This is a genomic window from Pseudomonas sp. MDT1-85 (genome assembly GCF_054898065.1).
In genome coordinates this window covers 283,561-307,929 of sequence record NZ_CM142715.1, presented here as the reverse complement: position 1 = coordinate 307,929, position 24,369 = coordinate 283,561, and the positions used below count along the sequence as shown (strand labels likewise).

General features: G+C 59.7%; 22 protein-coding genes. 13 read left to right on the top strand and 9 right to left on the bottom strand.

Annotated features, from left to right (window positions below; translation table 11 throughout):
- Positions 1-16 precede the first annotated feature (16 nt).
- Both choX and ACYZT2_RS01425 read left to right on the top strand, forming a co-directional pair.
- Positions 17-937, top strand: a complete 921-nt coding sequence (choX, locus tag ACYZT2_RS01430) for a choline ABC transporter substrate-binding protein (RefSeq protein ID WP_461969509.1) — start codon at positions 17-19, stop codon at positions 935-937.
- Between the two features lie 153 nt (positions 938-1,090).
- A complete protein-coding gene (locus ACYZT2_RS01425; RefSeq protein ID WP_461969507.1) occupies positions 1,091-2,659 on the top strand; it encodes a SulP family inorganic anion transporter in 1,569 nt (522 codons plus the stop codon).
- A gap of 136 nt (positions 2,660-2,795) precedes the next feature.
- Here ACYZT2_RS01425 and aroE read toward each other — a convergent pair whose 3' ends face one another.
- Positions 2,796-3,617, bottom strand: a complete 822-nt coding sequence (gene aroE, locus ACYZT2_RS01420; protein WP_461969505.1) for a shikimate dehydrogenase — start codon at positions 3,615-3,617, stop codon at positions 2,796-2,798.
- A gap of 81 nt (positions 3,618-3,698) precedes the next feature.
- Positions 3,699-4,613: an oxygen-dependent coproporphyrinogen oxidase gene (gene hemF / locus ACYZT2_RS01415; RefSeq protein WP_461969503.1), complete on the bottom strand. Its 915-nt coding sequence runs from the start codon at positions 4,611-4,613 to the stop codon at positions 3,699-3,701.
- A gap of 173 nt (positions 4,614-4,786) precedes the next feature.
- Between hemF and ACYZT2_RS01410 the strand changes: the two genes are divergently transcribed.
- On the top strand, positions 4,787-5,764 hold the full coding sequence (locus tag ACYZT2_RS01410) for an NADPH:quinone reductase (RefSeq protein WP_461969501.1): 978 nt from the start codon (positions 4,787-4,789) through the stop codon (positions 5,762-5,764).
- A gap of 116 nt (positions 5,765-5,880) precedes the next feature.
- Here ACYZT2_RS01410 and ACYZT2_RS01405 read toward each other — a convergent pair whose 3' ends face one another.
- The 3 genes from ACYZT2_RS01405 to ACYZT2_RS01395 form a co-directional block, all read right to left on the bottom strand.
- Positions 5,881-6,438: an L-threonylcarbamoyladenylate synthase type 1 TsaC gene (locus ACYZT2_RS01405; RefSeq protein WP_305447617.1), complete on the bottom strand. Its 558-nt coding sequence runs from the start codon at positions 6,436-6,438 to the stop codon at positions 5,881-5,883.
- Between the two features lie 32 nt (positions 6,439-6,470).
- Positions 6,471-7,598, bottom strand: coding sequence for a DNA-processing protein DprA (gene dprA / locus ACYZT2_RS01400; RefSeq protein WP_461969499.1), 1,128 nt, complete (start codon positions 7,596-7,598; stop codon positions 6,471-6,473).
- Between the two features lie 80 nt (positions 7,599-7,678).
- A complete protein-coding gene (locus tag ACYZT2_RS01395; RefSeq protein WP_461969497.1) occupies positions 7,679-8,704 on the bottom strand; it encodes a LysM peptidoglycan-binding domain-containing protein in 1,026 nt (341 codons plus the stop codon).
- Positions 8,705-8,873: 169 nt separating this feature from the next.
- Here ACYZT2_RS01395 and def point away from each other — a divergent pair, with 169 nt between their 5' ends.
- The 5 genes from def to ACYZT2_RS01370 all read left to right on the top strand — a co-directional run bounded on the left by def (position 8,874) and on the right by ACYZT2_RS01370 (position 13,586).
- Positions 8,874-9,380 (top strand): peptide deformylase, encoded by a 507-nt coding sequence (gene def, locus ACYZT2_RS01390; protein WP_052963527.1) that lies wholly within the window; start codon positions 8,874-8,876, stop codon positions 9,378-9,380.
- Between the two features lie 70 nt (positions 9,381-9,450).
- On the top strand, positions 9,451-10,410 hold the full coding sequence (fmt, locus tag ACYZT2_RS01385) for a methionyl-tRNA formyltransferase (protein WP_461969494.1): 960 nt from the start codon (positions 9,451-9,453) through the stop codon (positions 10,408-10,410).
- On the top strand, positions 10,407-11,717 hold the full coding sequence (gene rsmB, locus ACYZT2_RS01380; RefSeq protein ID WP_461969492.1) for a 16S rRNA (cytosine(967)-C(5))-methyltransferase RsmB: 1,311 nt from the start codon (positions 10,407-10,409) through the stop codon (positions 11,715-11,717). Before fmt ends, rsmB begins: the two co-directional genes overlap by 4 nt.
- A gap of 22 nt (positions 11,718-11,739) precedes the next feature.
- Complete coding sequence (trkA, locus tag ACYZT2_RS01375) at positions 11,740-13,113, top strand: Trk system potassium transporter TrkA (protein ID WP_461969490.1); 1,374 nt, start codon at positions 11,740-11,742, stop codon at positions 13,111-13,113.
- Between the two features lie 158 nt (positions 13,114-13,271).
- Positions 13,272-13,586, top strand: a complete 315-nt coding sequence (locus ACYZT2_RS01370; protein ID WP_461969488.1) for a tetratricopeptide repeat protein — start codon at positions 13,272-13,274, stop codon at positions 13,584-13,586.
- A gap of 102 nt (positions 13,587-13,688) precedes the next feature.
- Here ACYZT2_RS01370 and ACYZT2_RS01365 read toward each other — a convergent pair whose 3' ends face one another.
- Positions 13,689-14,576, bottom strand: a complete 888-nt coding sequence (locus tag ACYZT2_RS01365; RefSeq protein ID WP_461969485.1) for a lysophospholipid acyltransferase — start codon at positions 14,574-14,576, stop codon at positions 13,689-13,691.
- 40 nt (positions 14,577-14,616) lie between these two features.
- The gene (gene tag, locus ACYZT2_RS01360) at positions 14,617-15,174 is read right to left on the bottom strand and encodes a DNA-3-methyladenine glycosylase I (protein WP_461969483.1); all 558 of its coding nucleotides are present in this window, start codon (positions 15,172-15,174) and stop codon (positions 14,617-14,619) included.
- 81 nt (positions 15,175-15,255) lie between these two features.
- Here tag and glyQ point away from each other — a divergent pair, with 81 nt between their 5' ends.
- From glyQ to ACYZT2_RS01340, 4 genes are all read left to right on the top strand, one after another.
- The gene (gene glyQ / locus ACYZT2_RS01355; protein ID WP_008155694.1) at positions 15,256-16,209 is read left to right on the top strand and encodes a glycine--tRNA ligase subunit alpha; all 954 of its coding nucleotides are present in this window, start codon (positions 15,256-15,258) and stop codon (positions 16,207-16,209) included.
- Complete coding sequence (glyS, locus tag ACYZT2_RS01350; RefSeq protein ID WP_461969481.1) at positions 16,206-18,260, top strand: glycine--tRNA ligase subunit beta; 2,055 nt, start codon at positions 16,206-16,208, stop codon at positions 18,258-18,260. The genes glyQ and glyS overlap by 4 nt, the downstream gene beginning before the upstream one ends.
- A gap of 4 nt (positions 18,261-18,264) precedes the next feature.
- Entirely contained in the window at positions 18,265-18,804 is a 540-nt protein-coding gene (gene gmhB / locus ACYZT2_RS01345; protein WP_461973306.1) for a D-glycero-beta-D-manno-heptose 1,7-bisphosphate 7-phosphatase, read from the top strand.
- Positions 18,805-18,885: 81 nt separating this feature from the next.
- Complete coding sequence (locus ACYZT2_RS01340; protein ID WP_461969479.1) at positions 18,886-19,665, top strand: lysophospholipid acyltransferase family protein; 780 nt, start codon at positions 18,886-18,888, stop codon at positions 19,663-19,665.
- A gap of 181 nt (positions 19,666-19,846) precedes the next feature.
- On the opposite strand, the gene ACYZT2_RS01335 is transcribed toward ACYZT2_RS01340, so the two are convergent.
- Positions 19,847-22,159, bottom strand: a complete 2,313-nt coding sequence (locus tag ACYZT2_RS01335) for a CHASE2 domain-containing protein (protein ID WP_461969477.1) — start codon at positions 22,157-22,159, stop codon at positions 19,847-19,849.
- Between the two features lie 18 nt (positions 22,160-22,177).
- Positions 22,178-23,173: a FecR family protein gene (locus tag ACYZT2_RS01330; protein ID WP_461969475.1), complete on the bottom strand. Its 996-nt coding sequence runs from the start codon at positions 23,171-23,173 to the stop codon at positions 22,178-22,180.
- Between the two features lie 476 nt (positions 23,174-23,649).
- On the opposite strand from ACYZT2_RS01330, the gene ACYZT2_RS01325 reads away from it, so the two are divergent.
- The gene (locus tag ACYZT2_RS01325; protein ID WP_461969473.1) at positions 23,650-24,369 is read left to right on the top strand and encodes a response regulator transcription factor; all 720 of its coding nucleotides are present in this window, start codon (positions 23,650-23,652) and stop codon (positions 24,367-24,369) included.

Below are 24,369 nucleotides of genomic sequence, written 5' to 3'. Positions count from 1 at the left end.
TGTTAAGGGGAAGTCCATGCAAAGGTTATCCACAGTACTGACGGTCGGGCTTCTGGCTCTGGGCAGCGCCTCGGCTTATGCCGAGCAAAGCTGCGAGACGGTGAAAATGGCCGACCCTGGCTGGAGCGACATCGCTGCAACCAACGCCATTACCGGGTTTCTGCTGGACGGCATGGGCTACAAGGCCAAGGTCGACACGCTGGCAGTGCCGATCATCTTTGGCGGTCTGAAGGATGGCCAGGTGGATGTATTCCTTGGTAACTGGATGCCGGCGCAGCAAGGCTTCTACGACAAGTTCGTGGCCAATGGCGACGTTACGCAACTGGCGAAGAACCTCGACGGCACCGAGTTCACGCTGGCGGTCCCGGATTACGTTTGGGACGCGGGTGTGCATAACTTTAACGACTTGAACAAATTTGCCGACAGGTTTGATAAGAAGATCTATGGCATCGGCTCCGGGGCCCCGGCGAATATCTCGCTGCAAGAGATCATCAAGAAGAACGACTTCGACCTGGGTCAGTGGAAGCTGGTCGAATCCAGCGAGCAGGCGATGCTGGCTGAAGTGTCTCGCGCGGTGAAGAAACAGAAGTTCGTGACCTTCCTCGGCTGGACCCCACACCCGATGAACGTGCAGCTGAAAATGCATTACCTGAAGGGTGGCGAGAAGTACTTCGGTGACACCGGCAGCGTTTATACACTGACCCGCAAAGGTTATGCACAGGCCTGCCCGAACGTCGGCAAGCTGCTCACCAACCTGAGTTTTACCCAGGAAATGGAGAACAGCATCATGGCTGAGGTGGTGAACAAAAAGATCAGCAATGCCGCGGCGGCCAAGGCCTGGATCAAGGCCAATCCAGAGGTGCTGGATAAGTGGCTGGACGGTGTGAAGACCGTGGACGGAAAGGATGCGTTGCCGGCCGTGAAAGCCAAGTTGTAAGGTTCGAGGACGCCATCGCGAGCAGGCTCGCTCCCACAGGACCGCGCATATCCCTGTGGGAGCGAGCCTGCTCGCGAATCGATTTTTGCCCTTGCGCCGTGACAACTGAAACACCACCCTGACGCTTTTTGCAGTTATTCACCGAGAGGACCCATGGCCTTCCCCAGCCGCCATTCACTCTTTCCCTTCCTGACCTGGTTGCCCCGGCAAACCCGCGCCAGCGTCGGTCGTGACCTGATCGTCGGCCTGAGCGGTGCAATTCTTGCGTTGCCACAATCGATTGCCTACGCCCTGATTGCCGGTCTCCCACCGGAATATGGCTTGTACGCCGCCATCATCCCGGTGCTGATCGCCTGCCTGTGGGGTTCCTCATGGCATTTGATCTGCGGCCCTACGGCGGCCATTTCCATCGTCCTGTACGCCAGCGTCAGTCCTCTGGCCGTCCCCGCGTCGCAGGACTACGTCACGCTGATCCTGCTTCTGACACTCCTTGCGGGCATTTTCCAGTGGTTGCTGGGTTTGCTGCGTTTCGGCGCCCTGGTGAATTTCGTCTCTCACTCGGTGGTGCTGGGCTTCACCCTTGGCGCAGCGGTGGTGATTGCCATTGGGCAACTGCCGAACTTGCTGGGCCTGGATGTGCCCAACCAGGCCACGGCGCTGAACAGCCTGATGCTGCTGTTCAGTCATCTCGGTGAGGTGGACAAACCCTCACTGGTACTGGGCCTGGCCACGGTGGTGGTGGGCATCGTGCTGAAACTGCTGTTGCCACGCTGGCCGACGCTGTTGATCGCTCTGGCCCTGAGCGGATTGTTGGTGTGGCTGTGGCCAGCGATGTTCGGTCATGTGCAGTTGGTCAGCGCCTTTGTCGGGCGGCTGCCGCCCTTCAGCCCGCTGCCGCTGGATCTGGACCTGGTGTTGCGTCTGCTGCCTAGCGCGGTGGCGGTCGGGATGCTCGGGCTGGTGACGAGCCTGTCGATTGCCCGCTCCTTGTCGGCACGTTCGCAGCAGTTGCTCGACGCCAATCAAGAAGTCCGCGCCCAGGGTTTTTCGAACATGGTCGGTGCGTTTTTTTCCGGCTCGCTGTCAGCCGGTTCCTTCACCCGCTCGGCCCTGAGTTATGACGCCGGAGCCTGCTCACCGTTGGCGGGGGTTTTTTCAGCGGTGTGGGTGGCGTTGTTCGCAATCTTCGGTGCGGTATTGATCGCGCACATTCCGATCCCGGCCATGGCCGGCAGCATTTTGTTGATCGCCTGGGGACTGGTCGACCATCGCGGCATTCGCGCCTTGTTGCGGGTCAGCCGTGCCGAGTTTCTGGTCATGGCGCTGACCTGTGTCGCGACGCTGTTGCTGGAGTTGCAAACGGCGATCTACGCCGGCGTGCTGGCGTCGCTGTTCTTCTACCTCAAACGGACGTCGCAACCACGGGTGCAGCATTGGCGTGAGGGCGACGAAGACATTCTGAGAGTCGGCGGTTCGATCTTTTTCGGCGCCAGCCATTACCTGCAAGTGCGTTTGCAACGGATGCACGGCGTGCGGGTAGTGATCGAGGCGCAGCAGATCAACTTCATCGACTATTCAGGCGTGGAAATGCTGCACCAGGAAGCGCGACGGCTGCTGCGCCAGGACCGCAGCCTGACCCTGCGGCGAGCACGACCGCAGGTGGTGGAAGAATTGAGAAAGCTCGAAGGCGCGGAGAAATGCCCGATTCGCTTCGAAGATTGAAACACAGCCCCTTGTAGGAGCGAGCGGTGCGGCGATCCGACTTGCCCGCGAAGAACGATGATGCGGTATGTCTGAATCTTCGCGGCGCTCCCTTCGCGGGCAAGTCGGATCGCCGCACCGCTCGCTCCTACAGAGGTTACGCGGCGAGCTGGCGGCGGAGTTCGGCCAGCACTGGCGCTGTATCCGGGCGCACACCGCGCCAAAGATAGAAAGCTTCCGCCGCCTGCTCGGCCAGCATTCCCAAGCCATCCATCGCCACCGCCGCACCGTGCTCGCGGGCCCAGCGGCAGAACGAGGTCGGGTCCTTGCCGTACATCATGTCGTAGCAAACCGTCTTGCCCGGCTCGATCAAACTGCTGGCAATCGGCGGTACATCGCCTGACAGACTGGCGGACGTAGCGTTGATGATCAGGTCCACCGGCTCCAGCAACCAATCGAAGCCACTGGCCGACACCGGCCCCAAATCCGCGAACAGTTCAGCCAGCAATTCGGCTTTTTCCACTGTGCGGTTGGCGATGATCACTGACGCCGGTTGCTCCGCCAGCAGCGGCTCCAGCGCACCGCGCACCGCGCCGCCGGCACCCAGCAACAGGATACGTTTGCCCGCAAGGCTGAATCCGGCGTTGACCGTCAGGTCCCGCACCAGCCCGGCGCCATCGGTGTTGTCACCCAGCAAACTGCCATCGGCCAGTTTGCTCAGGGTATTCACCGCGCCGGCGCGCTGCGCTCGCTTGGTCAAGCTGTTCGCCAAACGATAGGCGTCTTCCTTAAAGGGCACTGTCACATTCGCCCCGCGCCCTTCGCGAAAAAATGCCTGGGCACAGCCGGAAAAATCGTCGAGGGGCGCCAGCAAAGTGCTGTAGTCCAGTTTTTGCCCCGTCTGCTCGGCGAACAAACGGTGGATCAGCGGCGACTTGCTGTGGCCAATCGGGTTACCGAATACAACGTAACGATCCATCTACATTCCTCAACCGTAGGAGCTGCCGAAGGCTGCGATCTTGACTGCAGCCCTGACGATGCAAAAACTCAAACCCTGGAATCAGGCCTTGGCCAACCAATCGCGGTCTTGCAGGAAGTACTCGGTCAGGCGCGCTTCTTCACTGCCCGGCTCTGCTTTCCAGTCGTAGGCCCAGCGCACTTGCGGCGGCAGCGACATCAGGATCGACTCGGTACGCCCACCCGATTGCAGGCCGAACAGCGTGCCGCGGTCATAGACCAGGTTGAATTCGACGTAACGGCCACGGCGAAACTCCTGGAATTCACGCTGTTTGGCCGTGAACGCATCGTTCTTGCGGCGCTGCACGATCGGCAGGTACGCGTCGATGAACGCATCGCCGATGGCGCGCATGAAGGCGAAGCTGGTGTCGAAGTCCCACTCGTTCAAGTCATCGAAAAACAGGCCGCCGATGCCACGCGGCTCGTGGCGATGCTTGATGTGGAAGTAACTGTCGCACCAGGCTTTGTAGCGCGGGTAGACGTCTGGCCCAAACGGCGCGCAGGCCTGTTCGGCGACGCGGTGCCAATGCACGCAGTCATCGATGTTGCCGTAATAAGGGGTCAGGTCGAAGCCGCCACCGAACCACCAGACCGGCTCTTCACCTTCTTTTTCAGCGATGAAAAAGCGCACGTTGGCGTGGGACGTCGGTACATGGGGGTTGTGCGGGTGAATCACCAAAGACACGCCCAAGGCTTCGAAGCCTCGGCCGGCCAGTTCTGGCCGATGAGCGCTGGCGGAGGGTGGGAGTCCGCTGCCAAAGACGTGGGAAAAGTTGACGCCGCCCTTTTCAATGACCGCGCCGTTTTCGATCACCCGGGTGCGACCGCCACCACCGGCAGGCCGGGTCCAGGCGTCTTCGACGAAACGCGCGCCGCCGTCTTCAGCTTCCAGGGCAGTGCAAATGCGGTCTTGCAGGTCGAGCAGGTAGGCTTTTACGGCCTCGGTGCGGGTAGTCATGGCATCACCTTGAATCGGGCAAAGCTACGCGGCGCTCATACAGGCCGGCGGCAAATTGCTGCGTAGGATAACACTGCACCTTGTGCCGTCGCAGTTGACGAAGGTCAAGCTTAGGAGTTCGATAGAACGCTTCGCGCTACAACTCTAGAAGCCAAGACCTAAGGAGAGTGCAGATGGCAAAGCGTATCCAGTTCCGCGCCCATGGCGGTCCCGAAGTACTCGAGCATGTAGATTACCAACCCGCCGAACCCGGCCCGCTGCAGGTGCGCGTGACCAACAAGGCTATCGGCCTGAACTTCATTGACACCTATTACCGCGGTGGCCTTTATGCGCCACCCGCCTTGCCGTCGGGCCTGGGGGCTGAAGGCGCGGGCGTGGTCGAAGCAGTCGGAAGCGAAGTCACCCGCTTCAAGATCGGTGATCGCGTGGCGTACGGCAGCGGCCCATTGGGTGCTTATAGCGACGTTCACGTATTGCCGGAAGCCAATCTGGTGCATCTGCCAGATGCCATCAGCTTCGAACAAGCCGCCGGCGTGATGCTCAAAGGCCTGACCGTGCAGTACCTGTTGCGTCAGACGTATGAACTCAAGGGTGGCGAAATCATTCTGTTCCACGCTGCAGCCGGAGGCGTCGGCTCCCTCGCCTGCCAATGGGCCAAGGCCTTGGACGTGAAACTGATTGGCACGGTCAGCTCACCAGAGAAAGCCGCACTGGCGAAAGCCAATGGTGCCTGGGCGACCGTCGATTACAGCCATGAAAACGTCGCACAACGCGTGCTGGAATTGACTGACGGTAAAAAAGTGCCGGTGGTGTACGACGGCGTAGGCAAAGATACCTGGCTGACATCGCTCGACAGCGTCGCGCCTCGAGGGCTGGTGGTGAGTTTCGGTAATGCTTCAGGCGCAGTGGACGGAGTGAATCTGGGGATTCTCGCGGGGAAGGGTTCGCTGTACGTGACCCGACCAACCCTGGCGACCTATGCCAACAACGCTGAAAACCTGCAAAGCATGGCCGATGAACTGTTCGAGATGATCATCAGCGGCAAGTTGAAGGTGGACATCAGTCAGCGCTATCCATTGGCTGAAGCGGCGAAAGCGCAGACTGAATTGTCGGCGCGGCGTACGACGGGGTCGACCGTTTTGTTGCCTTGAGCACGCCATCGCGAGCAGGCTCGCTCCCACAGTGGATCTTTGTCGAACACAAAATCCATGTCCACCGGAGACCTAAAGTGGGAGCGAGCCTGCTCGCGATTGGCAGCGCTGCGGTCTCAATCCGGGCGCACAACGTGGCCGGTGGCCAGATCGCGAATCACGCTCGGATTCTTCCGTCCACCCAGATTACCGCCCAGCACCCAATCAATCTGACCACGGAAATACTGCTCCACGCGAAGCCGCGTCCGCGCCGCTGGCCGCCCCTGAGGGTTGGCCGAGGTCGACACCAGCGGCCCGACCAACGCACACAAATCCCGCACCAACGGGTGATCGCTAACCCGCAACGCCACGGTTTCGTGCACACCGGTAATCCACTGGGGCAACATATTTTGATGCGGCACCAGCCAGGTGTTGGGGCCAGGCCAGGTGCTGGCCATACGGTCCATCCACAATTCAGGGAAGTCTTCGAAGAGGAAGTCGAACTGGCGAATATTGTCGGCCACCAGAATCAGGCCTTTATCCACAGACCGTCCCTTGATCAGCAGCAAACGATCCACTGCCTCTTCGTCCCACGGGTCGCAACCCAGGCCCCAGACAGCTTCGGTTGGATAGGCAATGACCGCCCCAGCGCGAATTTCTCGTGCGGCTTGTTGCACACGCCAACTGTTAACCATGAAAGACTCTCCAGAATAAGGCTCTGCGCAGTTTACCGATCTTCCCTGTAAAACCTAGCGTCCCGCGCAAGCCAGCGGCCGCTTTCACAGACCGCACGGCCGTCCATTTCCAGTTCCGTCAGCGCCGCCAACACTTTCGACAACGCCCAGCCGCTGGTGGTCGCCAAGGCTTCGCTGGTATGGGGCGCCGCGTGCAGCAACATGAGCAGCGGATGAGTCTCTGTCGGCTGCGACGTTTCTGTGGATAACGGCAGCCGTTGCCAGCCGCGCAAGGCTTCGAGGATGTGCTCGATGGTTTCCACCAGCACCGCACCGTCGCGGATCAACTGATGGCAACCCTTTGCGCCAGGGTGATGGATCGACCCCGGAATCGCATACACCTCACGCCCCTGTTCCGCCGCCAGCCTCGCGGTGATCAATGAACCACTGGCAACACTCGCCTCGACCACGAGCACGCCGAGGGACAAACCGCTGATGATTCGATTGCGCCGGGGGAAATTACCGGGGGAAGGGCCGGCGTCCAGCGGGAACTCCGAAAGTACCGCGCTCCCCGAAGCGATCATGGCGTCTGCCAGACGCTGATTGCGCTGTGGATAAAAATTTTCCAGCCCCGTGCCAAGTACACCGACCGTTTGCCCGCCAACGTCCAGAGCCGCCTGATGCGCGGCGGCATCGATGCCCAGGGCCAGACCGCTGGTGATGACAAAACCGGCGCCGGCCAAAGTGCGGGAAAACGCGGTGGCAGTGTCCATTCCCGGTCGCGAAGCACGACGGCTGCCGACCATCGCCAGCTGTGGTTTTTCCAGAATTCCCGGATCGCCCGCGACGAATAACAGCGGCGGCGCATCGCTGATTTGCGCCAGCAGCGCGGGATAGTCAGGTTGGTCCAACATCAGTAAATGCTGGCCAGGGCGCTCTATCCAGGCTAATGCGTGACTGGCGCCGTCACGAATTTCGCTGGAGCGCCGGGCCTCCGCGCAGACGAGTGGCAGGCCCAACGCACGCCAGGCGCTGGCCGGCGCGCTGATGGCTTTGGAGGCAGAGCCGAAGGCCTCAAGCAACTTCTTGAAACGCGCAGGGCCGAGCTCCGGCAAACGGTGCAGGCGTAAACGGGCTTCCAGTTCCGCAGGGGAAACGGACGTACAGGCAGACAGCGACATGGATCATCCTTGATCGTTATAGAGTCCCGTCGAATCGGGAATAAGCTGTGGATAACTCTGTTGGTAACTTGTGAGCAGGCTTAAGGATTTCGCACCTTGTCCATCACCGCCAAAGAGCGCGATGCGTTAAGGACAAGCCCGTAGCTGAGCTTGTCGTAGGTGCGGAAGACCATCAGCAGACCGGCCCGTTCGTCGGGAATTTTCAGTGGCTGGCCGGTGATCCGGTCACGCACGGTTTCACCGGTTTTCATCACCACCAAAACATTGCCTTCGGTCAGGCCATCGCGCTGGCCCTTGTTCAGCGTGACGACATCCAGCGCGCCGATCTGGGTGACCCCACGCGGCACATCGATGATCAAGCCGTTGATGTCGGTTGATGGCGCACTGGGCATGAAAGTCGAATTGATCGAGCGTTCTTCACCGCTGAATAGCCGGTCGCCGAGTCGCACTTCCTGAGTGGTGCGTTGCAGGGCCAGAGTGGCGACATCGCCTTCAGTGGCAATGATCTCGCCGCCACCGATGTCGTCGGCGTTGATCCCCAGAAACTCCTTGCTCTGCGGGTCGGTGTAGACCTTGCCCTGACGGAAGATGCCGTACACCGGTTGTGCCGGGTCGAAATGGCCACGGGCGAATATTCGATCACCGGTGCCGCTGAGTACCCGTTCGGCATCGCCGGCGACGATGTAGGGCGCCTTGTCGAAATCCTCTGCCTTGTCGACGATGCGATTACTCAGCAGAAAGCTGTTGATCGATTTCAGTGGAATGCTCGGAATGGCGTCAGCCACCGGCGAGCTGCGGATTCGTGGCGAAAGCTTGATGGTGCCCCGGGAAGCGCCGCGGTTGAGGGTCAGGCGTGGCTGACCGTTGACGTAGACCAGCGACAGCGTATCGCCGGGATAGATGAGATTGGGGTTTTCGATCTGTGGATTGGCCTGCCAGAGCTGCGGCCACTCCCACGGTTCACGCAGGTATTTAGCGGAAATGTCCCAGAGTGTGTCCCCTGTCACCACGGTGTATTGCTGTGGGAAACCTTCCCTGAGTTGCACTTGCCCGTGCGCAAAACCGGCCGAGGCCAGAAGGAGCAAGGCGAGTAGTGATTTCCTCATGCGGTGAATCCCTTTATTATGTACGTTCGCGTGAAACGCCAGAGCCCTCGTGGCTCGCTTCCGGCTCAGTATTGAAAAGCCGGAAGCTACGTTCACAACGGTAGCCTGCATCCTCGGACTCGCCAGGCCATCGACCCGACTTTACCTCACACGTGCAGCAATTGAGCTTATGGCCATTTTAGACATCCTCGAATTCCCCGACTCGCGCCTGCGCACTATCGCCAAACCCGTGGCTGTAGTGGACGACGAAGTGCGTCAGTTGGTCGATGACATGTTTGAAACAATGTATGAAGCGCCAGGCATCGGCCTCGCCGCGACCCAGGTCAACGTGCACAAACGTATCGTCGTAATGGACCTCTCCGAAGACCGCAGCGAACCGCGGGTGTTCATCAACCCCGAGTTCGAAGTCCTCACCGACGAGGTGGACCAGTACCAGGAAGGCTGCCTCTCGGTGCCGGGTTTCTACGAAAACGTCGACCGCCCGCAAAAGGTCAAGATCAAGGCCCTGAACCGCGACGGCCAACCGTATGAACTGATTGCCGAAGGCCTGCTCGCGGTGTGCATCCAGCATGAATGCGACCACCTCAACGGCAAATTGTTCGTTGATTACCTGTCCACGCTCAAACGCGACCGGATCAAGAAGAAACTGGAAAAGCTCCATCGCCAGAACGCTTGATGCCCTTCTTTCAAAGGCTTGCTGCGGCAAGCCTTTTTCTTTTCAAGACGCTTTGTAATTGAGAGCTTTCATGACTGAGCCACTGCGCATTGTCTTTGCCGGCACCCCGGAATTCGCCGCCGAACACCTCAAGGCCCTGCTCGACAGTCCATACGAGATCGTTGCGGTCTACACCCAACCGGACCGTCCGGCGGGCCGTGGGCAGAAGCTGATGCCGAGCCCGGTCAAGCAGTTGGCGTTGGAAAACAATATCCCGGTGTTGCAGCCGCCAACCCTGCGCAACGAAGACGCTCAGGCGGAACTGGCCGCACTGAAACCGGATTTGCTGGTGGTGGTCGCCTACGGCCTGATCCTGCCGCAAGTGGTGCTGGATATTCCGCGCCTGGGTTGCATCAACAGCCACGCATCCTTGCTGCCACGCTGGCGCGGTGCGGCGCCGATCCAGCGCGCCGTTGAGGCGGGCGACAGCGAAAGTGGCGTGACCGTCATGCGCATGGAACTGGGCCTGGATACCGGGCCGATGCTGCTGAAAGTCACCACGCCGATCGGCGCCGAAGACACGGGTGGCAGCCTCCACGATCGCCTCGCAGAAATGGGCCCACCGGCCGTGGTTCAGGCGATTGCCGGCCTGGCTGCGGGCACTCTGGAAGGCGAAGTGCAGGACGACAGCCTCGCCACTTACGCACACAAATTGAACAAGGACGAAGCGCGCATCGACTGGAGTCGCCCGGCAGTTGAACTGGAGCGTCTGGTTCGCGCCTTCAACCCATGGCCGATCACCCACAGCACGCTGAACGGCGAAGCGCTGAAAGTGCTGGCCGCAAGCCTGGCCGAAGGGCAGGGCGCACCGGGTGAAATCCTCAGTGCCAGCAAGGACGGCTTGGTCGTCGCCTGCGGTGAACAGGCGCTGTGCCTGACCCGTCTGCAATTGCCCGGCGGCAAGGCGCTGACCTTCAGCGACTTGTTCAACAGCCGTCGTGAGAAATTCGCCGTCGGTACCGTTCTTGGTCAAACGGCGGACGCTCAATGAATCCACGTCTGGCCGCCGCCAAGGCATTGGCCGCCGTTCTTAACGGAAAAGCCTCACTCAACAGTTCTCTGCCGACGCAAATGGACAAGGTCGAAGACCGTGATCGCGGCTTCACCCAGGACCTGGCGTTCGGCACGGCTCGCTGGCAGCCACGTTTGTCGGCGTTGGCGGCCAAGTTGCTGCAAAAGCCGTTCAAGGCAGCTGATGCCGATGTCGAGGCGCTGTTGCTGGTCGGCCTCTACCAACTGCTCTACACCCGGGTTCCGGCCCACGCGGCCATCGGCGAAACCGTCGGTTGCGCCGACAAACTGAAAAAACCCTGGGCCAAAGCCTTGCTCAACGCCGTGCTGCGCCGCGCCCAACGGGAAAGCGAAGCGCTGCTGGCCGAGCTGGAACACGACCCAGTGGTGCGCACCGCTCACCCGCGCTGGCTGCAAAAATCCCTCAAAGCCTTCTGGCCTGAGCAGTGGGAAGCCATTTGCGCGGCGAATAACGCGCATCCACCGATGATTTTGCGGGTCAACCGTCGCCATCACACCCGCGATGCTTATCTCCGGTTGCTGAGTGACGCCGACATCGCTGCCAAGCCCTGCGTTTACAGTCAGGACGGCATCATCCTCGACGCCCCCGCCGACGTACGCAGCCTGCCGGGTTTCGCCGAAGGCTGGATCAGCGTGCAGGACGAAGCCGCGCAACTGGCCGCCGATCTGCTGGACCTGGCGCCAGGCCAACGGGTGCTGGACGCCTGCTGCGCACCGGGCGGCAAGACCTGCCACATCCTTGAGGCCGAGCCCAAACTGGCCGGCGTGGTGGCTGTGGATCTGGAAGCCAAACGTCTGGTGCGAGTACGGGAAAACCTTGCACGCCTGGGACTGAGCGCCGAACTGATCGCCGCCGACGGCCGCGACACCGCGACCTGGTGGGATGGCAAACCGTTCCAGCGCATTTTGCTGGACGCGCCATGCTCGGCCACCGGGGTGATTCGTCGTCACCCGGACATCAAACTGACCCGCCAACCCGATGACATCGCCGCGCTGGCGGTGCTTCAGGGCGAACTGCTCGACGCCATGTGGATAACGTTGGAAGTGGGCGGCATTCTGCTTTACGCCACGTGCTCCACGCTGCCGACCGAAAACACCGAAGTCATCGGAGCGTTCCTCGCTCGCACGCCGGGTGCCCGTGAACTCGACATCGCCAGTCAGGCCGGCATCAAGCAGCCTCACGGTCGCCAATTGCTGGCCCAGGAAGGCGGCCATGACGGGTTCTACTACGCCAAGCTGATCAAGATTGCCGCCGCGCGCGGTTAACCGGTTTTAAAGGAGTGACTGGATGAAAATCATCATCCTCGGCGCAGGGCAGGTCGGCGGTTCGCTGGCAGAACACCTGGCCAGCGAAGCCAACGACATTACCGTGGTCGACACCGATGGCGAACGCCTGCGCGCCCTCGGCGATCGGCTGGACATCCGTACCGTGCAGGGTCGCGGTTCGCTGCCAACCGTACTGCGTCAGGCCGGTGCCGACGACGCCGACATGCTGGTTGCAGTGACCAACAGTGACGAAACCAACATGGTGGCCTGTCAGGTCGCTCACACCTTGTTCCACACGCCAACCAAGATCGCCCGGGTCCGCGAAGCCGCGTACCTGACCCGCGCCGAACTGTTCGATAACGAAGCGATTCCGGTCGACGTGCTGATCAGTCCCGAGCAAGTCGTTACCAACTACATCAAGCGCCTGATCCAGCATCCGGGTGCGTTGCAGGTCATCGACTTCGCTGAAGGCAAAGCACAGCTGGTGGCAGTGAAAGCCTATTACGGCGGTCCGCTGGTGGGTCAGCAACTGCGCCAGCTGCGCGAACACATGCCGAACGTCGAAACCCGGGTTGCGGCGATTTTCCGTCGTGACCGGCCGATCCTGCCCCAGGGCGATACGGTGATCGAGGCCGACGACGAAGTGTTTTTCATCGCCGCCAAAGCGAATATTCGCGCGGTGATGAGCGAAATGCGCCGCCTCGATGAAAGCTACAAACGCATCGTCATCGCTGGCGGCGGGCAGATTGGCGAGCGTTTGGCCGAGGCCATCGAAAGCCGCTATCAGGTGAAGATCATCGAGATGAACCCGGCTCGCTGCCGCCATCTCTCGGACACCCTCGACAGCACCGTGGTGCTGCAGGGCAGCGCCTCCGACCGCGACTTGCTGATGGAAGAGAACATCGCCGACGCCGACATCTTCCTGGCGCTGACCAACGACGACGAAGCCAACATCATGTCGTCGCTGCTCGCCAAGCGCCTGGGCGCGAAGAAGGTGATGACGATCATCAACAACCCGGCCTACGTCGACCTGATCCAGGGCGGCGACATCGACATCGCCATCAGCCCGCAATTGGCAACCATCGGCACCTTGCTGGCCCACGTGCGGCGCGGCGATATCGTCAGCGTGCACTCCTTGCGTCGAGGTGCGGCGGAAGCCATCGAGGCCATCGCTCACGGTGATGCGAAGTCGAGCAAGGTGATCGGCAAGTCCATCGAAAATATTGGCCTGCCACCGGGGACCACCATCGGCGCGATTATCCGCGACGAAGAAGTGATCATCGCCCACGACGACACAGTGATCGAAGCGGGCGACCATGTGATTCTGTTCCTTGTGGATAAGAAGCATATTCGGGATGTGGAAAAGCTGTTCCATGTGGGGTTGAGCTTTTTCTGATCCGGCATTTGCAGTGGCTGGACGGGTCTCTTCGCGGGCAAGCCTCGCTCCTACAAGGTTCCGTCGTTCGCATAATATGTGGACGACGAAACCCTGTAGGAGCGAGGCTTGCCCGCGAAGGCGATTTCGAACTCACCCAAAAACCAAAGGTGCCATCAATGATCGAATCCCTGGAAAAAATGCTCGCCAAGGGTGTGGATAACTCGCTGCTGCGCTTCGGCCTGGGCAAGGGTTATCTGGATCTGGGTGAAAATGCCAAAGCCGCAGAGCATTTCCAGCGCTGCGTCGAGTTCGATCCGAAGTATTCGGCGGCCTGGAAGCTATTGGGCAAGGCCCATCTGGTGCTGATGGATTACGCGGCAGCACGTCAGGCTTGGGAACAGGGCCTGGAAGCTGCCCGCGTCCATGGCGATAAGCAGGCGGAGAAGGAGATGATGGTATTTCTGAAAAAGCTTGAGCGTCAGGCGCACTGATCAGAGGTAATACAGGCTAAAGATCAAAAGATCGCAGCCTTCGGCAGCTCCTACGCGCCCGTTGGGCGCTGGCGAAGCCTGCGATCTTTTGATTTTTTTGCGTCAGTACCAGCGAGCTTCGCCCGGCGGACGCTTCTTGAAGCGCTTCATGCTCCACATGTACTGGCTCGGATAAGCCCGCACATAACGCTCGACCACCTGGCTCATGGCTGCGCAGGAGGTTTCGGTATCGGTGCTGTACATCGCCTGCGGCGCGGCTTCGAGGACCACTTTGTAACCCGAACCGTCCGGCAGCCGCAGGGCATGCAGGAATACACCGACCGCTTTGCCGCCGGCCAGCATGTTCGGGACGAATTTACTGGTCAGGGCCTGAGTGGCGAAGAACGGCACGAAGATCCCGGCAGATTCGGCCGGTTCCGGGTCAGCCGGAATGCCCACCGCGCCACCTTTGCGCACTTCCTTGATCACGCTGAGGATGCCTTCCTTGGTGGAAGCGGCCACCCGGTTACCCAATTGCACCCGCTGCTTGCGTAGCAAGTCATCCACCGCCTTGAGCTTGGGCGGACGGTAGAAAATGATCGGTTTGCACTGGTTGCAATAGAAGTGGTTCAACACTTCCCAGTTGCCCAAGTGGCTGGTGATGCCGACCACGCCTTTGCCGGATGCCAACGCCTCTTTCAAAACGTCGAGACCTTCGACTTCGCGCACCAGATCAATAGAACGCTGAGCCGGCCAGATCCACGCGCAAGCGCTCTCGGTCAGGGACTTGCCAATGTCTTTCAGGCTCTGGCCCACCAGACGCTCGCGTTCGGCCGGGTCCATTTGTGGGAAGCACTTGGCGAGGTTGATCCGTACCACGTCGCGGGAACGGTTGGGGGTTTTCCACATGATCCAGCCAATCGCCGAACCCACCGCCTGCACTGCCCGCCAAGGAAGCAGCGCAAACAACCGCAGAGCGCCTACGATCAAGGCGCCTTTCAACTTATCCACAGGTCACTCCTGATCTTGTGCTGTGCGCGAGGGGGCTATTCTAACCGCCGTTCGCCAAAGGGGCGTAGCGATCGCAATCCCGAGTGTGGTCCATGACCATGCCCGAGGCCTGCATCAACGCGTAACAAATGGTCGGGCCGACGAACGTGAATCCGGCTTTTTTCAGGCCTTTGCTCATCTCGAGGGCGACCGGTGTCACGGCCGGCACTTCACTGCGATCCTTGAAATGATTGATCACAGGCACTCCGCCGACGAACGACCAGAGAAACCCCACCGGGTCCTCCAGGGCCAGCCAGGCCTGAGCATTGCGCCGGGCCGCATTGAGTTTGAGCCGATTGCGGATGATCCCCGGATCGAGCATCAATTCATCGATTTCCGCATCGCTCATCTGCGCCACGCGCTGTACGTCGAAACCGAATAGCACCTCACGATAACGCTCTCGTTTGCGCAACACGGTGATCCAGGAAAGCCCGGCCTGGAACCCTTCGAGCAAAAGCAACTCGAACAAACCCTGCGCATCGCGTAGCGGCGTGCCCCACTCCTGATCGTGATAAGCCATGTACAGCGGATCTTCGGTACACCAAAAGCAGCGTGGCATAAGGCTCCAGGGGGCGTGCGCAGGACCGAATCGGGTATACTCCCGCTCTTTAAATCGCAGCCCAAGAAACAGGTGAATTTCGTGAGCCAGCCTACGCCAGCCGTGCGTACCTTCCAAGACTTGATCCTCGCCCTCCAGCAATACTGGGCCGAGCAAGGTTGTGTGGTACTTCAGCCCTACGATATGGAAGTAGGCGCCGGCACTTTCCACACTGCCACGTTTCTGCGCGCCATTGGCCCGGAAACCTGGAACGCCGCTTATGTGCAGCCCAGTCGTCGCCCGACTGACGGCCGCTACGGCGAAAACCCGAACCGTCTGCAGCACTACTACCAGTTCCAGGTAGTCCTGAAGCCGAACCCGGACAACTTCCAGGAACTGTATCTGGGCTCCCTCAAGCACGTGGGCCTCGACCCGCTGGTGCACGACATCCGTTTCGTCGAAGACAACTGGGAGTCGCCAACGCTGGGCGCTTGGGGTCTGGGCTGGGAAGTCTGGCTCAACGGCATGGAAGTGACGCAGTTCACTTACTTCCAGCAAGCGGGCGGCATCGAGTGCTACCCGGTGACCGGCGAGATCACTTACGGTCTTGAGCGTCTGGCCATGTACCTGCAAGGCGTGGACTCGGTCTACGACCTGGTCTGGGCTGACGGCCCGATGGGCAAAGTGACCTACGGCGACGTGTTCCACCAGAACGAAGTGGAGCAGTCGACCTACAACTTCGAACACGCCAATGTCGAGAAGCTGTTCGAGTTGTTCGACTTTTACGAAAGCGAAGCCAAGCGCCTGATCGAACTCGACCAGCCGTTGCCGTTGCCGAGCTACGAAATGGTGTTGAAGGCTTCCCACACCTTCAACCTGCTGGATGCGCGCCGGGCAATCTCGGTGACCGCGCGTCAGCAATACATTCTGCGTGTACGCACCCTGGCGCGTTCCGTTGCGCAAGCCTACCTGCTGGCTCGCGCCAAGCTGGGCTTCCCGATGGCGACCCCGGACCTGCGTGATGAAGTACTGGCCAAGCTGGAGGCTGCACAATGAGTGCTCAAGATTTTCTGGTTGAACTGGGCACCGAAGAACTGCCACCCAAAGCTCTGAACACCTTGGCCGATGCGTTTCTGGCCGGTATCGACAAAGGCCTGCAAGCTGCCGGCCTGAACTACGAAACCAAAACCGTCTACGCCGCGCCTCGTCGTCTGGCCGTGCTGATCACCGCGCTGGCGACCCAGCAGCCGGATCGCAGCATCAACCTCGACGGCCCGCCGCGTCAGGCCGCGTTCGATGCCGAAGGCAACCCGACTCAAGCAGCCCTGGGCTTCGCCAAGAAGTGCGGCGTCGACCTGAGCGAAATCGATCAGAGCGGTCCGAAACTGCGCTACAGCCAAAGCATCGCCGGCAAGCCGACCGCGAGCCTGATGCCGACTATCGTCGAAGATTCCCTGAACGACCTGCCAATCCCCAAGCGCATGCGCTGGGGTGCTCGCAAGGAAGAATTCGTTCGCCCGACTCAATGGCTGGTAATGCTGCTCGGTGACCACGTCATCGACTGCACCATCCTTGCGCAAAAGTCCGGCCGCGATTCCCGTGGTCACCGCTTCCACCATCCTGAAAGCGTGCGCATCACCTCGCCGGCCAACTACCTGAGTGATCTGCGAGCTGCCTATGTGCTGGCCGACGCCAACGAGCGTCGCGAGCTGATCAGCAAGCGCACTGAAGAACTGGCGACGCAGCAGGAAGGGACGGCCATCGTGCCGCCAAGCCTGCTCGACGAAGTGACTGCGCTGGTCGAATGGCCGGTGCCGCTGGTGTGCTCGTTCGAAGAACGTTTCCTCGACGTGCCGCAGGAAGCGCTGATCACCACCATGCAGGACAACCAGAAGTATTTCTGCCTGCTGGATGCCGACGGCAAGTTGCTGCCTCGTTTCATTACCGTGGCCAACATCGAAAGCAAAGACCCGCAGCAGATCATCGCCGGTAACGAGAAAGTGGTTCGTCCACGCCTGACCGACGCCGAGTTCTTCTTCAAGCAAGACAAGAAGCAAAAACTCGAAGACTTCAACCTGCGTCTGCAGAACGTGGTGTTCCAGGAAAAACTCGGCAGCGTCTACGACAAGGCCGAACGCGTTTCCAAACTCGCTGCGTTCATCGCTCAACGCATTGGCGGTAATGCCGCATGGGCTTCCCGTGCCGGCCTGCTGTCCAAGTGCGACCTGGCGACCGAGATGGTCGGTGAGTTCCCGGAGATGCAAGGTGTCGCCGGTTACTACTACGCCCTCAACGACGGCGAGCCGGAAGAAGTCGCACTGGCGCTGAACGAGCAGTACATGCCGCGCGGTGCCGGCGCTGAACTGCCGACCACCCTGACCGGCGCGGCCGTGGCCATCGCCGACAAGCTCGACACGCTGGTGGGTATTTTCGGTATCGGCATGCTGCCAACCGGGAGCAAAGACCCGTACGCCCTGCGCCGTGCTGCGCTGGGAGTGCTGCGCATCCTGATCGACAAGAAGCTCGACCTCGACCTGAACGACGCCGTGGCGTTTGCCGTGAATGCGTTCGGTACCAAGGTCAAGGCTGCCGGCCTGAATGACTCGGTGCTGGAATTCATCTTCGACCGTCTGCGTGCCCGTTATGAAGACGAAGGCGTTGATGTCGGGACTTACCTGTCGGTCCGTGCCTTGAAGCCGGGTTCGGCGCTGGACTTCGATCAGCGTGTACAAGCGGTAGAAGCGTTCCGCAAATTGCCGGAAGCCGCAGCCCTGGCCGCCGTGAACAAGCGCGTTTCGAACCTGCTGAGCAAGGTCGAAGGCACTGTTCCTTCGGTCGTTGAAGCCAAGTACTTCGACAACGCCAACGAGTTCTCCCTGTATTCGGCGATCCAGCAGGCTGACCAGGCTGTTCAGCCAATGGCCGCTGCGCGTCAGTACAGCGAATCGCTGGCACGTCTGGCCGCCTTGCGCGAGCCGGTGGATGCGTTCTTCGAAGCAGTGATGGTCAACGCTGAAGATGCCAAGGTGCGAGCCAACCGCTATGCGCTGCTGGCGCGTCTGCGTGGGTTGTTCCTCGGCGTCGCCGACATTTCGCTGCTGGGCTAAGGGGCTGCTGTTGAAACTGCTGATTCTCGATCGGGACGGAGTGATCAATTACGACTCCGATGCGTACATCAAGTCGGTGGAGGAGTGGATTCCGCTCCCCGGTTCGATCGAAGCGATCGCGCAGTTGAGCAAGGCCGGCTGGACGGTAGCGGTCGCTACCAACCAGTCGGGCATCGCTCGCGGCTATTACGACATCGCCACCCTGGATGCCATGCACGCTCGTTTGCGCGAGCTGGTGGCGGAGCAGGGCGGTGAAGTCGGGCTGATCGTCTATTGCCCGCATGGGCCAGACGATGGTTGCGATTGCCGCAAGCCAAAACCCGGGATGTTGAAAACCATCGCCGCGCATTACAACGTTTCGCTGACGAATCTATGGTTCGTCGGCGATACTCTCGGTGACCTGGAAGCCGCCAGAGCCGTCGACTGTCAGCCAGTTTTGGTAAAGACAGGGAAAGGCGAAAAGACTCACAGCAAAACCCTGCCGGCGGGCACCTTGATTTTTGACGATCTGGCGGCGATTGCCGCGGAACTTATCCACAACTAAGGCTCTTCTGACATCCTGGCCAAGGACTGATCGGGAGTGCGCTTGAATAGGCGGGCAATGCCCGCAACGGTAAATGTCGCCATGTCGATACTGCAGGCCATCAGAACTTTCCTCTTTTACCTGCTGCTGGGCACCAGCTCATTGCTCTGGTGCACCCTGAGCTTTTTTATCGCGCCGTTTCTGCCATTCAAGGCGCGCTATCGCTTTATCAACGTGTACTGGTGCCGTTGCGCCTTGTGGCTAAGCAACGTCTTTCTGGGTATCCGTTACGAAGTGAAGGGTGCCGAGAACGTGCCTGACCAGCCCTGCGTGATTCAGTCGAACCACCAGAGCACTTGGGAGACGTTCTTTCTCTCGGCCTACTTCGAGCCGCTGAGCCAGGTGCTCAAGCGCGAATTGCTCTACGTTCCGTTCTTCGGCTGGGCCATGGCCATGCTGCGGCCGATTGCCATTGACCGTGGCAACCCGAAAGCAGCGCTCAAGCATGTGGCGAAGAAGGGCGATGAACTGCTCAAGGACAATGTCTGGGTACTGATCTTCCCTGAAGGGACTCGCGTTCCCTATGGCACCATCGGCAAGTTCTCCCGCGGTGGCACCGCGTTGGCCGTTAATGCGTCATTACCGGTACTGCCGATTGCGCACAATGCCGGCAAGTTCTGGCCAAAAACCGGCTGGGCAAAGAAGCAGGGCGTGATCACCGTGATCATTGGCGCGCCGATGTACGCCGAGGGTAGCGGGCCGCGAGCCGTTGCCGACCTGAATGATCGGGTGCAAGCCTGGAACGAACGGATGCAGCGCGAGATGGGTTCGCTGCCAGCCGCCCCGAATGCACCCACCGCCACCGATCAAGTGACTGTCTGAGATTCTGTGGATAACCTGTGTACCGTTTTGTTGAAAAACGTCGTTTTTAGTTATTAAGCTTATGATTTTCATACATATTTCTTAAGCACATAAAACGTCGAAAAAGGTGCATAAGTTTATTTCTGACGTAAAAAAACCGGCTGATATAGCCGGTTTTTTTATGCCCGCTGAAAGCTCTGCCTCACTCGCTCAATAGCGGTAACTGGACACTGAATGTCGTGCCTTGCCCCACCACGCTGTGACAGGAAATCCTCCCGCCATGACGATCCACCACGGCCTTGACCATGGACAAACCCAGCCCCAGACCGTCGCTGCCGTGAGCCGAGGTAAAACGCCGATACTGACTGAACAACTCAGGAAGTTCCTCGACGGCAATCCCTCGGCCCTGATCGGCGATCTCGCATATCAACCAGCCTTCGACACAACTCACCCGCACAGAGATCCGCGAGCCCGCCGGACTGTACTTGATGGCGTTTTCCAACAGGTTGAACAGTGCCCGTGTCAGTAGCGATTGATCGGCCAGCACCAACGCTTCTGCGTCTTCGTCGAGGTCATGCAGCAACTGAATGCTCTTCAGATGAGCGATGCTCGAGGCTTGGTCGAAGGTATCGAGCAACAACATCGCGAACATGCTCGGCTGAAACTGATAGACCTCGGACTCGGCTTTTGCCAACTGCACAAAAGCCTCGGTCAGGTTCAGCGCCTTGCGCACTTGTAACTCGATCTGGCTGAACACTTGAGTGTCGCCGGACACCTGATGCCGCTGAACATCGAGCAAAGCCAGAATCGCAGAGTGAGGAGCTCTGAGGTCATGAGACAAAAAGCGCAGCAGTACGGCTCGCTGTTCTTCGGCGTCGCGCTCAACACTCAAGTCAGTAAGGCTCAACAACCAGCCGATCACAGAGTCACCTTCGGCCGGCAATAGCGGTGCCCGATCCAGACGCAGGCTGCGTGCCTGAATATCGCGAAACTCCAGCGGCTCGAGGTTCGACAATGCAGACCGTGTTCCGTCGGACAGCAACGGGTAACCCAGGTCGCTCAGTTGCTCGAGTATTTCTTCGCCCACCAAGCCACGATCAAATACCTCTCGAGCCTTGCGGTTGGCCAGCAGAATACGCCCGTGCGGATCGCTGATCAGCGTCGCCACCGGCAGGTATTCAAGGCCATCGGCAATGAAGCGTCGGGTGTCGCGGGTCCGGCTCATGGCCTGCTCCAGCGCGACGATTTGCCCTTGCAGCACATCACCGGCCGGGGCCTGGGTGCGACGACGTTCGGGAAAGACTTTTGGCTCGCTGTCCAGGCGCGCCAGTTCCCAGCCGAAATAGGCGAGCACCGCATTCAGCCGTCGCCAATTCCAGATCAGGTATCCCAGCAAAATACCCACCAGGCTCGCAGCCGGGGACCACCACCAGCCTAGGCGCAACAGCACACTCGAAACCAGCAGAGCGGCTGTCATTGCACCCAAGGTCAACCATAGCGCGCGACGCGGACGCACCAACAGCAGGCCCAGCAACTCACCGACAATCACTACCGATAGCAACGCCGCCAAGCGCTGATCGAAAACCACAATGTTGCGCTGTTGTAGCAGTCCGTTGAGGATATTCGCCTGAATCTCGATGCCCGGTGAGGTGCCGATGCTGGCCGATTGGGGTGTCACGTAACGGTCCCCCAGGCCTGGAGCGGTTGAGCCGATCAGGATCAAGCGATCGCGCAGCAACTCGGGCGGTACTTCGCCGCGCAATACGCTGACGTAGGGCACGCTGGGAAAGCCCGCGTCGGCATGGATGAAAGGAATCCGTATTTCGTGGGCTCGCTGCCAGCCTTGCACTGATGGCAGGGCCGGGGTCCCAGGCATCGATGCATTTCCCTTGTCGGCAAGGGTTTCTTCGTACAGCAGCCAGGCCAGTTGCGAGCGTGTTTTTTGCGCCGGTCCTTCGCTTAAATACACGCTGCGCACAATCCCATCGGCGTCCGCTTCGGCATTGATATGCCCGACGCCTTTAGCACAATGGTGCAGCGGATCCACAGGTTCAATTACCCCCAAGGGCTGACCATAACGCGCTACATCTTCGCGCAGCAGCGGCACGAAAACATTACCGGCTCGGCAGGCCGCCTGGGCTAAAAGCTGATCGTTCTCGGGTTGGCTATCAGGTTCACTGAAAATCACGTCGAATAGAACACCTTTAACGTGCGCGGCGCTGAGCCGATCCAGCAGTTGGGCGTGCGTGGCCCGCGACCACGGCCATTGGCCAAGCTGCTGCAAGCTGTAGTCGTCGATCGTTACGAGCAGTATTCGGGGGTCCACCGGCAGCGGGCTTAGCCGGCGAAGGTTGTCGTACAGCAGATTGCTCAAGATCAGACCCTGGCTCAAGGACAGCATCGCCGTCAGCGGCAACAGGATCAGACAGACCCACAGCCACTCGCGGACCATCCGCCGAAACAATCGCTGAGCCTGGGTCGGCTCGCGGTCATCCTTCCTTGGCCGGTGCTTCATCGGTCGTCTGCCAAGGCGCTATTGGACACGGGTGGTTCTGGGGTAATAGAAAATGTCATACACCCCGGTCTCTCCCTCTAGCCCCTGAGCGTCATACGCCGAAAGGCGAACATGGTAAAAAAACGCTTTCAGCCCGCTGAACTTGACCTCGGGTGAGCTGGAAAACTGCTCTTGCTTGATGTCCAGAAAGGCTGCGTCGGTGGCCACTTGCGCCCGATAACGCGTGGCCCCTTCGATGGGTTTCATGATCAATTGCCAGACAGGCACATTACCTGTCTGACCGGTTTGCCCCAACAAACGTGGGGCAGGTAACAAGTCGATTGGCATCAACGGGCCTTGCTTCTGAATACGCAAACCTTGACGGGCCATGACCTGGACCTCGGCATCCTCAGGGCTCCGAGTCCGTTTGGCAGCCGACCGGGCAGGGCGGGCGTCCGACGTTTCCTCATCACGATTAACCGCCACTTGCCCGTTCAGAACCTCCAGTAGTGCCTGGCCATCGTCATCATTGCGCACCCGGAAATGCGTGCCCCGTACGCCCAGTACACCGACCGGCGTGACGATCTGAAAGCGATCATGGTCGCTGGCACGTTTGATCACATACGACTCAACCTGGCCTTGCTCGAGAATCACCTGTGGGATCGATTGTTCTTCATTGAGGTGCAAGGTGATATGGGAACTGGAAGGCAGCACCACCCGCGAGCCATCACCCAGGGACAGGCTGACAAACGCCGAGGGCGAGGTTTTGACGCCTTCCTGCTCGTCGATCGACATACCTTCCTGCAGCGGCGTCTGCTTGCCTTTGGCGTCCAGCTTCCAGGCTTCGCCGGTCAGATGCTCGACAGTCGCCGGCAGCGGTTGAGCACGGCATTGTTGGTTTTCATCGATATAAGGCAGGCGTTTTGCCGAAGCTACAGCTGCTGATGCACTCTGGGTGAACAATCCCATCAGGCCGGCAACCAGTAAAAGACAGACACCAGAACGGCGTGGGAGCAATAAGGTCATGGGGTTCATGGATTGCTTTTTATGCTCTTGTAGAAATCATGCCGGGAACGCACGCGCTTAACGCACGATACCTGACCGGACGCTCTGGCAGATAGCCATGGGAGCAAAGGATATGAGATGACACATCCCTGTGTCGGAGCCGAGCAGGCACTCCGTGTGTTTCCCCTGAACTGGAGACCGCCGAAAACCGGCGATCGACGGTCTTGCCAGGTTGGCTTGACGCTCCCTGCGTCGGCGCACATCCCAATGCCCCTGTGCCGCTCAGCGACAACGAATTTACCGGCATAAGTAACCTTGCGAGCAGTTTCTCAATATTTGTTCAGAATTGGTCGAAGGCTAAAACATCCGGTCGGCGAAGCGACATCAGCGTAGCGATATTTGGGTACTTCGCAGCAATTCGCCACAATTGTTCAGATTCAATCAATCAGCCTAAACTCCCGTAGGAATTTTTACTTTGCACTTACGAGATGAAGGAAACACTCGGCATGCGTGTCGCAATACTGGATGACGAACCTGCCGAGCTCCGCCGGGTGGAACAGACACTGCGACAGATCCCCGTCACGGGAGAGCAGGCGTGGACGCTGCATTGCTTCGAGCGGGGAGAGGACTTACTACGGCAACTTCGGCGGGAGACTTTCGACCTGCTGATTCTCGATTGGCAACTGCCCGATATCAGCGGCCTGGCGTTGTTACGCTGGACCCGTGAACACATGGACGTACCACCGGCCGCGATCATGCTCACCAGTCGCGATACCGAAAGCGATATCGTCCAGGCCTTGAACGCCGGGGCCGACGATTACGTGAGCAAACCGTTTCGTCCCAACGAGTTGATGGCTCGGGTTAGCGCGGTGCTTCGTCGGCATGGACTGCAACGCGCGGCAGCCACCGAAATACTGACCTTCAATGACCTCGAATTCGACGACGCCGAACTCACCGTCACCCGCGCCTCCACCCCTATCAGCCTGACCGAACGGGAATACCGTCTCGCCCGTTGCCTGTTCGCCAATCTGGGCCGACCTTTGTCCCGTGAATACTTGTATGAGCGCTTTTGGACCTATGAAGAAATAGTCTCCTCCCGCCCGCTGGACACTCATATTTATCGCCTGCGTAACAAGTTGGGCCTGACGGCTGATCGCGGTTGGCAACTGCTGACGATTTACGGGTATGGGTATCGGCTTGAGAGCGTGGCCACCGCTAGCGCATGA

What these genes read in the sequence shown, in the direction of transcription:
- ACYZT2_RS01330 (WP_461969475.1), bottom strand. Translation starts at nt 23,173, where the DNA reads ATGAACCCCATGACCTTATTGCTCCCACGCCGTTCTGGTGTCTGTCTT.
- ACYZT2_RS01425 (WP_461969507.1), top strand. Translation starts at nt 1,091, where the DNA reads ATGGCCTTCCCCAGCCGCCATTCACTCTTTCCCTTCCTGACCTGGTTG.
- glyS (WP_461969481.1), top strand. Translation starts at nt 16,206, where the DNA reads ATGAGTGCTCAAGATTTTCTGGTTGAACTGGGCACCGAAGAACTGCCA.
- ACYZT2_RS01410 (WP_461969501.1), top strand. Translation starts at nt 4,787, where the DNA reads ATGGCAAAGCGTATCCAGTTCCGCGCCCATGGCGGTCCCGAAGTACTC.
- choX (WP_461969509.1), top strand. Translation starts at nt 17, where the DNA reads ATGCAAAGGTTATCCACAGTACTGACGGTCGGGCTTCTGGCTCTGGGC.
- ACYZT2_RS01405 (WP_305447617.1), bottom strand. Translation starts at nt 6,438, where the DNA reads ATGGTTAACAGTTGGCGTGTGCAACAAGCCGCACGAGAAATTCGCGCT.
- ACYZT2_RS01370 (WP_461969488.1), top strand. Translation starts at nt 13,272, where the DNA reads ATGATCGAATCCCTGGAAAAAATGCTCGCCAAGGGTGTGGATAACTCG.
- aroE (WP_461969505.1), bottom strand. Translation starts at nt 3,617, where the DNA reads ATGGATCGTTACGTTGTATTCGGTAACCCGATTGGCCACAGCAAGTCG.
- ACYZT2_RS01325 (WP_461969473.1), top strand. Translation starts at nt 23,650, where the DNA reads ATGCGTGTCGCAATACTGGATGACGAACCTGCCGAGCTCCGCCGGGTG.
- def (WP_052963527.1), top strand. Translation starts at nt 8,874, where the DNA reads ATGGCCATTTTAGACATCCTCGAATTCCCCGACTCGCGCCTGCGCACT.
- dprA (WP_461969499.1), bottom strand. Translation starts at nt 7,598, where the DNA reads ATGTCGCTGTCTGCCTGTACGTCCGTTTCCCCTGCGGAACTGGAAGCC.
- trkA (WP_461969490.1), top strand. Translation starts at nt 11,740, where the DNA reads ATGAAAATCATCATCCTCGGCGCAGGGCAGGTCGGCGGTTCGCTGGCA.
- tag (WP_461969483.1), bottom strand. Translation starts at nt 15,174, where the DNA reads ATGCCACGCTGCTTTTGGTGTACCGAAGATCCGCTGTACATGGCTTAT.
- rsmB (WP_461969492.1), top strand. Translation starts at nt 10,407, where the DNA reads ATGAATCCACGTCTGGCCGCCGCCAAGGCATTGGCCGCCGTTCTTAAC.
- ACYZT2_RS01340 (WP_461969479.1), top strand. Translation starts at nt 18,886, where the DNA reads ATGTCGATACTGCAGGCCATCAGAACTTTCCTCTTTTACCTGCTGCTG.
- hemF (WP_461969503.1), bottom strand. Translation starts at nt 4,613, where the DNA reads ATGACTACCCGCACCGAGGCCGTAAAAGCCTACCTGCTCGACCTGCAA.
- ACYZT2_RS01395 (WP_461969497.1), bottom strand. Translation starts at nt 8,704, where the DNA reads ATGAGGAAATCACTACTCGCCTTGCTCCTTCTGGCCTCGGCCGGTTTT.
- fmt (WP_461969494.1), top strand. Translation starts at nt 9,451, where the DNA reads ATGACTGAGCCACTGCGCATTGTCTTTGCCGGCACCCCGGAATTCGCC.
- ACYZT2_RS01335 (WP_461969477.1), bottom strand. Translation starts at nt 22,159, where the DNA reads ATGAAGCACCGGCCAAGGAAGGATGACCGCGAGCCGACCCAGGCTCAG.